Below are 12,015 nucleotides of genomic sequence, written 5' to 3'. Positions count from 1 at the left end.
GTCTTATTGGGTCAGGCGAGCGTAAAATGAATGTGTTTTGATAAATTGTTGCGTTAACTATAGATTAATTAGTATTAATAATCAATGTTTTATGATTGTTATATAAAGTTTTAGTTCTTTATTTCAAATATAATTCAGAATCAATCAAATATAATTCAGAATTAAACCGCTAAGGTTTATTGGTTTAAACCGTTATTGCTTGAACGTGAATTTTTTCATGCGATATAAGAACAAGGTACTTCAAATAAGCAAAAAACATTCCTTCAGGTTTTGAGGTAAAAAAAATAGAATTTGGAAAAAAGGATAAAAAAATGCATTTAAATACTATAAAAGCATTGAAATTTGAGCTTTTTATTAGGTGTAACTCCCACACGGATTTCAATATTAAAAGCTTTTTTTTGCGATTATTTTAAAGAATAAATGTGCAATTGACCATTGTAAAAAACATGTAAGTTTTTTGTTAAAAAAAATGCAAAAGTGCTTAACACTATTGCAACATCAGGTTTACAATTTAAATTTGTTATACCCTAATTAATTTAAAATGATAAGCCAGTTAACATTAGAGCAAAAACTGCAAGGAGTAATTTTAGTGATTATTTGCTTTGTTGCCGTAGCCAACTACTTGATTAAGTAAGAGCCAAGCCGAACAGTGAGAGAAAATTTAAGGTGCTTTTTAAGCACCTTTTTTTTGCAATAAAATGTAAATTTAATATTAAGAAGTCCTCGTTTGCCCATTGCCTTTAACTATCCATTTATAGCTGGTTAGTTCATCAAGGCCCATGGGGCCTCGGGCATGTAGTTTTTGGGTACTGATACCTATCTCGGCACCTAAGCCAAATTGGGCGCCATCTGTAAATGCAGTTGATACATTGGCATAAACCGCAGCTGCATCCACATCATTTAAAAACGTAGCTATGTTACCGGCATCTTCAGAAATAATAGCCTCACTATGCTTTGAGCCATTTACAGCTATATGTTCAAGCGCCTGTTTAAAATTATCGACCGTTTTAACCGCCATTTTCATCGACAGAAATTCTGTACCAAAATGTTCTGGCTGGGCTTTATGCAGCAGATCTGCAGGGTAGTTGCTTTTCAGGGCTATATAAGCTGTTTCGTCAGCAAATAATTCTACCTGTTTTTTCTTTAAAATATGGGTAAGTCGGGGCAGGTCATTAATACGGCTGGAGTGAATAATTAAACAATCAAGCGCATTACATACGCTAACCCGACGTGTTTTGGCATTAGCAATAATTTCTGCACCCTTTTCCAGGTCGCCCGATTCATCAAAGTAAGTATGTACTATGCCTGCACCGGTTTCAATAACCGGCACTTTGCTATTATCCCGTACAAAGTTTATCAACGATTGGCTTCCGCGGGGAATTAATACATCTACATATCCAATGGCGTTTAATAATGCGGCGGTGGCTTCACGGTCGGCGGGCAGGAGGGTTGCTATATTGACATCCAGCCCGTGTTTAAGCAATACTTTATGGATAACCGATATGATGGCCCTGTTTGAGAAGTCGGCATCGCTACCGCCCTTTAAAATGCTAATGTTGCCGGTTTTAAAACAAAGGGCAAACACATCAAAAGTAACATTGGGCCGCGCTTCATAAATAACGCCGACAACACCCAACGGAACCCGGACTTTTGTAATGGACAGGCCATTTGGCATATTGGTTTCTGAAAGTTGCTTACCCAAAGGGCTATCCAAATGTGCAATATTTACCATGTCGCCGGCAATAGCTTCGATTCTTGCCGCGGTGRGTTTTAGCCTGTCATATTTGGGATCGGCCGGGTCCATACGGTCAAGGTCCTTTTGGTTCTCGGCCAATAGGTGATCAGTTTGGGTTATAGCTTCGGCAGCCACATCCTGTAATACCTGATTTATTAAAGCAGGAGCGAGGGTTGGTTTTCTGCCGGCTACAAGCGCGTTTTGGAAATAGATATCGTAATTCATATAATGTTAACCCTGTAAATAAAGATAATCATAATGCACTAAGGGCTTTTGATTTTTTTGCCCTATTCTTTCCTTTGCCTTATCAGCCCCATACTCGGCAATACCTAAACCCACCAGTTTATCTTTTTCATCAACCAATTTAATAATGTCACCTTTCTTAAAGTCGGTTATTACCTTAATAATACCTACAGGCAATAAACTGGTGGCTTTGCTTGATATAAGKGCGGCTTTAGCGCCATCATTAACTTTTACGGTGCCTGTGGCCGATTTTTCAGAGTGAGCTATCCATTTCTTTTTGCCCGAGGCTGTTTTATTTGGAACAAAACGGGTATGGATAACTTTATTCTCCAGTACATCAGTTAAAATATTATCCCTTGTTCCATTGGCAATATGTACGGCAATGCCTAACTGGGCGGTTTTTTGCGACATGGTTGATTTAGTGATCATGCCGCCACGGCCAAACTGCGAGCGGCCCGACGAAACGAATGTTGCAAAATCGACTACTGATCCGCTAACCTCTTCAATTACTACTGAACCAGGGGCTTTGGGGTCGCCATTATAAATGCCATCAACATTGGTTAAAACAATAAGTGCCTGTGCGTTCAGCATAGAGGCTATAAGACCCGCCAGTTCATCATTATCCGTAAACATCAGTTCTGTTACCGATACCACGTCATTTTCATTAACAACGGGAATCACCTGGTGTTGCAGCAATAGCTCTAAACAGTTTTTCATGTTCAGGTAATGCATCCTGTCCCTGAAATCCTCTTTGGTAACCAGCACCTGCGAACAAAGGATATTAAAACGTTCAAAAAGATTAGAGTAGGTATTGATCAGCTTAACCTGACCAATGGAGGCCAGCAATTGTCTTGCGGCAATGGCATCATATTTTTCTGAAATGGTTATCAGGCTTCTGCCCGAAGCTACTGCCCCTGATGAAACAAGGATCACCTCCTTACCTTGTTTTTTTATCGCGGCTATTTGCTCAACTAAATGCTCAATCCGTTGCAGATCGGGGAGGCCGTTTTCCTGGGTAAAAACGTTTGACCCAATTTTAATGATGATGCGCTGATAATTAAAGGACATTGTAGTTAAGCTTAAAAGTAGCAATATTAAACATTTTGCATATAAAAATGACGAGTATTTTGAATAAAATAGGTATAATTTAGAGTTTTTAATTATAAAATTTAATTTGCATGATATTTATAAGGTTTTGATGTGTTATTTGGTGTAAATATTGAGATTGTTGATCAATTTTGATTGTAAAATGCATTAAATTAATGATTTTTAACATGAAATGAGGATAAATTAATGTTATTTTATCAGATGTATTTTGATGGACGAATGGGAGAAATAGCATATAAAGAGGGGTATTTTTCCATATCCGGTGCACATAAAACAATCCACATAATTTAAAAAAGAATAAAAAAATTGATATAAATGATTTTTTTTATATTTTTGTCGACTAATTCCATAGACTATGTATCATAAATACTCAATTGTTACCCCTTATATACTAATGCAGCTATCTGCTGCATGTTGTTGTTGATGTTTTTTGTCCCTACATCTATCAAAAACATTTTAATCAACATAATTTAAGAACCACCACCACCTTACTTACTTCATGAAAATTTTTACAAATTCATTAAAAGTCCTTGTACTTTTTCTTGCCCTTATACCAACCCTAAGTTATGCGCAGCTTAATGGTTCGTACATTTTAAGCGGAAAAGTGAATGATGAGCATGGACAGCCATTAGTTGGCACCACTGTTACCATAAAAGGCACCACCAATAGAGCCGCGACTGATAGTACCGGTAAATTCTCTTTAACAACCAGTGCCAAATTACCTTATACGTTGGTTTTTACCGCTGTAGGTTTCCAGCCACAGGAGTTTTTTATCAGAAACGCCAACAGTGCTTTAAATATACAGCTTACCACCCAGTCATTATTAATCAATGAGGTGGTTGTTACCGCATCCCGTAAGGAAGAAAAGCTTTTACGGTCGCCTGTCGCTATCGAAAAACTGAGCATTAATGCACTTAAGCAATCGCCTGGCCCAAGTTTTTATGACGCCCTCGAAAACGTAAAAGGCGTACAGATGACCACTACCAGCATTACGCTTAAAGTACCTAACACCCGCGGCTTTAATAGCCCCAACAACTTCAGGTTCATGCAATTGGTTGATGGTGTGGATATGCAGTCGGCTACGTTAGGCGTACCACTTGGTAATGCCATTGGGCCAACTGAGCTTGATATTGCCAGCATTGAAATTACCCCTGGTGCCGCTGCCGCTCTATATGGTACAAATGCTATAAATGGTTTATCAAATTTATTCACCAAAGATCCCTTTAAATACCAGGGGTTAAGCTTTTACCATCGTCAGGCGGTAAACCATGTAGGGAACGATGCCTTAGGTGCAAGTTCTCTTACTGAAGATGCCTTGAGGTTTGCCAAAGCTTTTAATGACAAATTTGCCTTTAAAGTTAACTTTAGCTATTTGCAGGGTACCGATTGGCAGTCAAACACTCAAAAAGATCAAAATCCTGGTAACCTTAAAACTGCGAACCCGGCTTATCCGGAGCTAACCGGAATAAGTAATGCCGCTTATGATGGCTGGAACAAATATGGTGATGATGCCCTTGCCGGAAGTAATACCGTAGTTGTAAAAGGTATTACCGTTGATGGTGTGGCCAGGCCAAACCTTACCGTGGCCCGGACTGGTTATAATGAGATTGACCTGGTTAACCCTAAAGTAACCAACTTAAAGTTAGATGGTACTTTATCCTATAAAATTACCCCTAATACCATATTGTCATATACCTACCGCTATGGCAGGATGGATGGTGTTTTTCAGCGCGGTAACAAAATTTCACTTGATGGCGCTACCGTACAAAATCACAAAGTAGAGTTAAAAGGAAAGGACTTTTTGGTTCGTGCGTATGAATCGATTGAGAATACCGGAAATTCATTTAACGTGAAGCCCTTAGCTGATAACCTTGACCTTAATCACGCCAGTAACTCTGCATGGGGTACATTATACGGAAATGCTCTTAAAGCATATAATGGYGGTGTTTTAACATCGGCAAACCTTGCAGCCGCAGAGCAGGCCGCCCGTAAAGCCGCTGATGCAGGCAGGGTAGAACCCGGTACGCCTGAGTTTAACTCTCTGAGGAAAACCATAATAGGTATTAATAACTGGGATATCAAGTCGAGCCTGATCCCTAACGCGCCGGTTACAGGTGGTGCTGCCCTGGTGCAAAAAAGCCACATGTATAATGCAGAGGCTCAATGGGATCTTACAAATAAGGTAAAAGTTGTTGACCTGTTAGTAGGTGGTGATGTACGCGTGTACTCGATCACCCCCGATGGTAATAACTTTGTTGATTTTAGTCGCCCAATTGCCGATAGGAATACCCCCTTAGCCAATGGCAGTTTTGGCAGTAATGTTATTTATAAAAAATATGGCGCCTTTACCCAGGTTACCAAAACATTTTTTGATAACAAGTTGAAATTGTTTGGTTCCATAAGATGGGATTATAACCCTTATTTCGATCCTAAGTTCACGCCGCGTTTAGCCGCTGTTTACTCTATTAATGAGAATCATAATTTTAGGTTCACTTTCCAAAACGGTTACCGTTTCCCATCATTGTTTGAAGCTTTATCATATGTGAACAATGGTCGTGTAAAACGTGTGGGTAGTTTACCTTTTATTAACGATGGTCTGGGTTATTTAGGTAACAGCTATACACAATCATCAGTAGTTGCCTTTAACGCGGCTGTAAACGCTGCTCCGGGCAGTGCAAGTGGTACCGATGCTACCGCCCTTGCCAACAGGAACCTGCTAAAAGTGGCCGACCTGCCACCTGCAAGACCAGAGCAGATCACCTCATACGAGGTGGGTTATAAGGGTATCATACTTGATAACAAGGTATTTGTTGATATAGATGCCTATACCAACCGCTACGACGGCTTTTTGGGCCAGGTGCAGGTGTTTGTACCTAACGGCGCCACAGTTGGATCTGATGCTGCTGTACTGTCTATGCTCGACATTAACCGTGATCCAACTACCGGAAGCGCCACTAACGCTGCGAGTCAGGGTCAAAGCAGATACCGTGTATATACCAACGCCAAGAATATTTATAACAACTATGGCTCATCAGCAGGTGTTACCTATAATTTTTATAAAAGATATACCGTATCTGGTAACGTAAGCTTTAACAAACTAAAAGCACAATCAACCTCTGATATTTTTGTGACTGGCTTTAATACACCAGAGTGGTCAGGCAACGTATCATTCGGAAACCGTGAGGTGGTTAAAAATTTCGGCTTCAACGTAGTATACAAATGGCAGGAATCTTTCTTGTGGGAAAGCCCGCTGGTAACCGGTACTGTGCCTGCCATAGGTACATTGGATGCTCAGGTTACTTACAGGGTACCGCAATATTATGCCACATTTAAACTGGGTGCAAGCAATATATTCAACAAAAGATATATTCAATATGCCGGTGGTCCAACTATTGGCGGCTTATACTATGTATCGGTTACATTAGATGGCTTGTTAAGCAAGCAACAATAAAAGCGCTTTTTTTAATACGTTTTATATAGTTTTTTAAGGCGGATGACTGATTATCATCCGCTTTTTTGTTGTGTTTGAATCTTGGTTTATAGGATTTCGGGATTTTCATGATTGCGTGATTGGAAAGAGGTAATCCCTTGAGATAAATAACCCACATACCACATACCCAATCAAAAAACCGAACACGTCATTGCGAGGAACGAAGCAATCTCTATGCTGTACAGAGGAAACAGAAAAGTATAACCTGCATAATTGATCTGCTTGTGTAGAGATTGCTTCGTGCCTCGCAATGACGCGCGGAGAAGGGATGCAAGCGAGCGCAAGTAAGGCGATGGGCGTCAGTAAGCCACAAAAACAAAAAAGCTAACGGATCAATCCATTAGCTTTTAAAATTAAATGATAAACTCTTTTAATGCTGTTTTACCTCGTGCAATCCGCATTCTTTTTTTGATTGATCTTCCCACCACCAGCGGCCGGCACGGAAATCTTCACCTTCGGCCACAGCCCGGGTACAAGGCGCACAGCCAATGCTCGGGAAGCCCTTATCATGCAGTGAGTTGTAAGGGATATTATATTGCTTGATGTAGGCTTTAACCTCGTCTAACGTCCAGTTATAAATAGGATGGAACTTAACCAGTTGGTTTTGTTCGTCCCATTCTACATTTTCCATATCATGGCGATTTGCCGATTGATCAGCCCGGATACCGGTGATCCATAGCTTATTGCCTTTGAGCGCCCTTTTTAGCGGCTCAATTTTACGGATACCACAACATTCCTTACGGTTCTCAACCGATTCGTAAAAACTATTAGGACCTTTTTTGTTTACCATTTCGGCTACCAGGTCCTGGTTGGGGAAATATGCATGTATAGGTTGTTTATACCTGTCCATAGTACTGGCCCATACCGAATAGGTTTCACGGAAAAGCCTGCCCGTTTCAAGGGTGAAAACTTTTATAGGTATTTTATTAGCAAATATCATGTGGCTAATTACCTGGTCTTCCCAGCCAAAGCTGGTCGAAAATACAATTTCGCCAGGAAATAGCTCTGCCAGCTTGCTCAGTGCCTCAACAGGTTCTAAGCCGGCAGTTATATCTTTTATATGTTTAACTACTTCGCTCATGTTATAAAACCTTTGTTACAAAGGTGACTATTGATTTCAGGCTTACCAATATTACGATCACCGCTACCGAAACCATTATTGTTTTTGTTGATATTTTATTTGAGATACGGGCCGCTATTGGCGCTGCCAACGCGCTGCCTAAAATAAGRCCTGAAACTGCCTGCCAGTGGTCGCTGCTTACCATGGAGATAAAGGTTAAAGAACCCATCATGGCAATGAAAAACCTTGACAGCTTTACCGTGCCTAAAGAAAAACGCGGACTACGGCCACCTGCTATCAGGGTAGATAACACGATAGATCCCCAGCCGCCGCCGCCAACAGCATCAATAAAACCACCACCTAAGCCAAGCAGCGAAATGCGTTTTACCTTATCAACCGATTTTTTGCGCTTAGCATTGAATGCTTTTGATAATATTACACAGCCCAATATTAAAGTATATAGTGATACAACAGGCTTGGTATACTGACTATAATGCTCCAATGACGATAACAGGTAAGCACCTGTAACCGCACCAATAATACCAGGTATTACTAATAATTTAAACAGCTTCCAGTTAATATTGCCCATGCGGTAATGCATCCATCCCGCAATGCCGCAACTCAATATCTCAGAAAGGTGAACGCCCATACTGGCGGATGCCGGCGGGATACCCATGGACAGGGAAAAGGTGGTAGAGGTAACCCCGTATGACATGCCAATAGCACCATCTATCATAGCGAATAAAAAACCTGCCCCTAAAAAATAATAGAACTGTGGGCTAACACCCTCCAAGAAGGTTTTAAAACCAGGCTCCCTGATATATAAGGCGGTTACTACTACAGCAATGGCAATAATGATCGTAGACCATATCAACCATATAAAATTCTTATTTATACGTGGTTTGGGTTCAACCAATACCGAAGTTATGCCATTCAATTTTTTAACCTTGTAGGCAAAATCACCGGTTAGCGTATTCCTGAGCTCACTCATTTGCTGCAGGGTGTCATCCAGTTCATCGGGCAGGCTTTCGTTTAAAACTTCTTTTAAACGTTTGGCTATCGTTGGCGATTTTCCGTTTGTTGAAATAGCCAGCTTCAGGTCGCCTTTTTTCACTATCGAAGCCAGGTAAAAATCGCAAAGCTCAGGCTTATCAGCCACATTGATGAGCAGCTTGCGGTCATGTGCCGACTGGCGGATATAATTATTCAGATCGCTGTCATTAGTAGCAGCTATTACCACTTCGGCATTGTTCAGGTCATCATCAGTAAATGATTTTTGAACTATAGTTACCCCTTCATGCTGAGATGCCAGCGTATGAATCTCCGGTAAAAAATCGCGGGATATAACAGTTACCTTTGCAAGATTGCTGTTATTGAGGATGGCTGTCAGTTTTTCTAAACCAACATTGCCGCCACCTACCAGCACGGTATGCAAATCATTCAGCTTTAAAAAAACAGGAAACAATTGATTGCCGCCGGTTTCATTATTCTGCGCTTTTGTTAAGCTACTATCCTTTGGCAATAATGTCATAAAATTCTTTACTAAGCTGAAATCGGAGCAATTCCTTAACTGCTTTATCGTTAGTTAAATGGCTCATTATTATACCAGCGCCTCTCTCTTTGCTTTACTCTTATCTAAAAATTCAGTAGCCTGTGCTAAATATGCTGCAGCAAATTCTGCCGATGGTTCATGCTGATTGATCTGCAATACCAGATCGTTGAAGCTGCCCTGGATATCAAATTCGCCCTTCTCTACATAATTGGCATCAAACTCACGGATAACCGCTGCCTGGGTGCTGGTGCTAACACTTTTATCTAACAGTAATGCCTTGGCCGAGCTTAAAAGTACATTATAGGAATGGTAAATGGCGTCAGACCAGGCACCTGCCTGGAACGATTGATTTGCCCAACCGAGTTTTTCTTCAGACTCATATAATAAAGTAGCCACCAGGTCAATGATCACACCGGCACACTCACCAACCCCGATAGCACTTACATAGGTTTCCTGGTGACCCCAGTCAACAAATTCGTCATCGGTAAGTGTTGTTAAATCGGCAAGGGGTTTTAATAGCCTGTAAAAATAATCTTTACCCTGTCTGTCATAATAGGCGTGGTAAGTTTCATTTTCTGTAGAAAGCTCTTTATAATCATCAAGTAATGCCCTTAAAACATCTGTAGCCCTTTTTGACGGTACTTTTATTACTCTATCAGCAGCACGGCCAACGCCATCGCCAACAGTACCACCACCTAACATTACCTGTACAGAAGGCAACACTCTTGTGCCAGCCTTAAGCGAGCTGCCATGAAAACCAATATGCGCCAAACCATGTTGTCCGCATGAGTTCATACAGCCACTTATTTTTATCTTAATATCGCGGTTATAAATAAAATCCTCGTATTCGTTGTAAATCAAGTCCTCAAGTACACGCGCCATGGTCATACTGTTTGATATACCCAGATTACAGGTATCAGTACCGGGGCAGGTGGTAACATCGGCAACGCTGTCAAAACCCGGAGCGGCCAGTTCCAACTTAGCCAAACCCTCATATAAAGCAGGTAACGCTTCTTTACGGACAAACTTTAACAATAAGCCCTGGTTTTGGGTAATGCGGATCTCATCGGCCACTAAAGGCTGTAAAACTTTTACCAGCTCGCGAGCGGTATCTGATGAAATATCACCAACCGGAACTTTAATATATACGCCAAAATATCCTTTTTGCTTTTGCTCAAATATGTTGGTAGCCAGCCATTGTTCATACCTGAATGGGTTGCTGATGCTTACTTCGGCAAAAGAAGTTTGTTCAGGAATAGCGGGCAGGGCAATGGTATCGCGGTTAATTGGATAGCTTTTTACCTTAAGGGCTGTTCTTTCAATTTCGGCCAGGCGCAAAACTTCTTCCAATCCAATTTTTTGGATCAGGTATTTCAAGCGGGCCTTGTTACGGTTGTTGCGTTCGCCATAACGGTCAAACACCCTGATGATAGCTTCAATATAGGGGATCAGCTTATCCTCAGGTAAAAATTCTTCAACTATACTGGCCAGTATCGGCTGGGCACCTAAACCACCACCCAATAGCACCTTAAAGCCACGTTCGCCATTAGGGTTTATTTTAGGGATAGCACCAATATCGTGCACATAAGAAAAGGCGGTATCAGCATCGCTTGATGAAAAAGAGATCTTGAATTTACGCCCCATTTCCTGACATACCGGGTTACGCAAAAAGTATTCAAAAGTGGCATGCGCATAAGGCGATACATCAAATGGTTCCTGCGGATCAATACCCGCGGCAGGGGAGGCGGTAACGTTCCTTACCGTGTTTCCGCAGGCCTCGCGCAGGGTAATATCATCCTGCTCCAATTTGGCCCAAAGTTCGGGCGTGCGGTCAAGACTTACATAATGTATCTGGATATCCTGGCGGGTAGTAAGGTGCAGGTTACGGCTTCCATATTCGTCAGAAATATCGGCTATGCGCAACAATTGTTTAAATGTAACCTTACCAAAAGGCAATTTAATACGCACCATTTGTACGCCAGGCTGTCTTTGTCCGTAAATTCCCCTTGCTAAACGCAGGCTCCTGAATTTTTCGTCATGTATCTTGCCTTCGCGAAAAGCCATGATCTTTTTTTCAAGATCAATGATATCTTTCTCAACTATCGGGTTCTCCAGTTCCGTTCTGAAGCTTTGCATATGTTATAGTTTAATCAATTATAAAAAAAGCCTCTTTTGCTTTAGGCTAAAGAGGCGTATATGGTTAATACAAAAATTATAGCCTTGCCTTATTGTGTTTTAAACAGTAATACATGGGGTTTTTGTATAAAATGTTTTTGCTATGAGTGGTAATCATTTACCAAATATATACATAGTATAGGGAAATGGTAGAATTAAATTAAAAAAAGTTAGCTTTTTACAGTTTTATGAGATTACGGGTGGATGAGTGATTGTTCTCTGGCGATGATATCAGCTATGCTGGTTTCGCTTAGTATTTTTAATGTAGCGTCCCTTACATCAACAAATACATCCCTTATACCGCAGGTGGTTTCCTGGTGACATTCATCGCATTTATGGTAAAAGTTTAAGCTGGCACAAGGCACCATGGCAATAGGGCCATCGGTTATGCGCATAATACTCACCAAAAATATTTCCTTTGGGTCGCGGTTAAGACTGTAACCGCCGCCGGCTCCTTTTTTGCTATACAAAAAGCCCGCATTGCGCAGGTCTAACAATATTTGCTCCAGGAACTTTTTGGGGATACGTTCGGCCTCGGCGATTCTTGAAATTTGCATTGGCGGTTGATCCATGTTTTTGCCCAGGATCACCAATGCCTTAATAGCGTACTTAGTTTTTTTGGATAGCATTTTCTAAAATAAAACTAACAAAGG

Annotated in this window: 7 protein-coding genes; 1 reads left to right on the top strand and 6 read right to left on the bottom strand. The window is 41.0% G+C overall.

The window, feature by feature from the left end:
• Nucleotides 1-712: 712 nt before the first annotated feature.
• Both AC1DRQ_RS25985 and proB read right to left on the bottom strand, forming a co-directional pair.
• Nucleotides 713-1,960 (bottom strand): glutamate-5-semialdehyde dehydrogenase, encoded by a 1,248-nt coding sequence (locus AC1DRQ_RS25985; RefSeq protein WP_477428207.1) that lies wholly within the window; start codon nt 1,958-1,960, stop codon nt 713-715.
• Nucleotides 1,961-1,966: 6 nt separating this feature from the next.
• Nucleotides 1,967-3,046 carry a glutamate 5-kinase gene (gene proB, locus AC1DRQ_RS25980; RefSeq protein WP_477428205.1) on the bottom strand — a complete coding sequence of 360 codons (1,080 nt, stop codon included), beginning with the start codon at nt 3,044-3,046 and terminating at the stop codon, nt 1,967-1,969.
• 538 nt (nt 3,047-3,584) lie between these two features.
• Here proB and AC1DRQ_RS25975 point away from each other — a divergent pair.
• On the top strand, nt 3,585-6,536 hold the full coding sequence (locus AC1DRQ_RS25975; protein WP_477428203.1) for a TonB-dependent receptor: 2,952 nt from the start codon (nt 3,585-3,587) through the stop codon (nt 6,534-6,536).
• 409 nt (nt 6,537-6,945) lie between these two features.
• On the opposite strand, the gene AC1DRQ_RS25970 is transcribed toward AC1DRQ_RS25975, so the two are convergent.
• The 4 genes from AC1DRQ_RS25970 to AC1DRQ_RS25955 form a co-directional block, all read right to left on the bottom strand.
• Nucleotides 6,946-7,656 carry a phosphoadenylyl-sulfate reductase gene (locus AC1DRQ_RS25970; protein ID WP_477428201.1) on the bottom strand — a complete coding sequence of 237 codons (711 nt, stop codon included), beginning with the start codon at nt 7,654-7,656 and terminating at the stop codon, nt 6,946-6,948.
• Nucleotide 7,657: 1 nt separating this feature from the next.
• Nucleotides 7,658-9,166, bottom strand: coding sequence for a TSUP family transporter (locus tag AC1DRQ_RS25965; protein ID WP_429392288.1), 1,509 nt, complete (start codon nt 9,164-9,166; stop codon nt 7,658-7,660).
• A gap of 69 nt (nt 9,167-9,235) precedes the next feature.
• The gene (locus AC1DRQ_RS25960; protein ID WP_477428199.1) at nt 9,236-11,323 is read right to left on the bottom strand and encodes a nitrite reductase; all 2,088 of its coding nucleotides are present in this window, start codon (nt 11,321-11,323) and stop codon (nt 9,236-9,238) included.
• 233 nt (nt 11,324-11,556) lie between these two features.
• Nucleotides 11,557-11,991 (bottom strand): RrF2 family transcriptional regulator, encoded by a 435-nt coding sequence (locus AC1DRQ_RS25955; protein ID WP_429392293.1) that lies wholly within the window; start codon nt 11,989-11,991, stop codon nt 11,557-11,559.
• Nucleotides 11,992-12,015: the final 24 nt, after the last annotated feature.

It is taken from the genome of Mucilaginibacter sp. P4_E8, assembly GCF_056401495.1.
Note: the sequence above shows the minus strand (reverse complement) of the source record. Positions and strands in the feature narration are given on the sequence as shown.

Bases quoted from the DNA above. Each gene is read 5' to 3' on its own strand.
- AC1DRQ_RS25970 (WP_477428201.1), bottom strand. From the start codon at position 7,656: ATGAGCGAAGTAGTTAAACATATAAAAGATATAACTGCCGGCTTAGAA.
- AC1DRQ_RS25960 (WP_477428199.1), bottom strand. From the start codon at position 11,323: ATGCAAAGCTTCAGAACGGAACTGGAGAACCCGATAGTTGAGAAAGAT.
- AC1DRQ_RS25955 (WP_429392293.1), bottom strand. From the start codon at position 11,991: ATGCTATCCAAAAAAACTAAGTACGCTATTAAGGCATTGGTGATCCTG.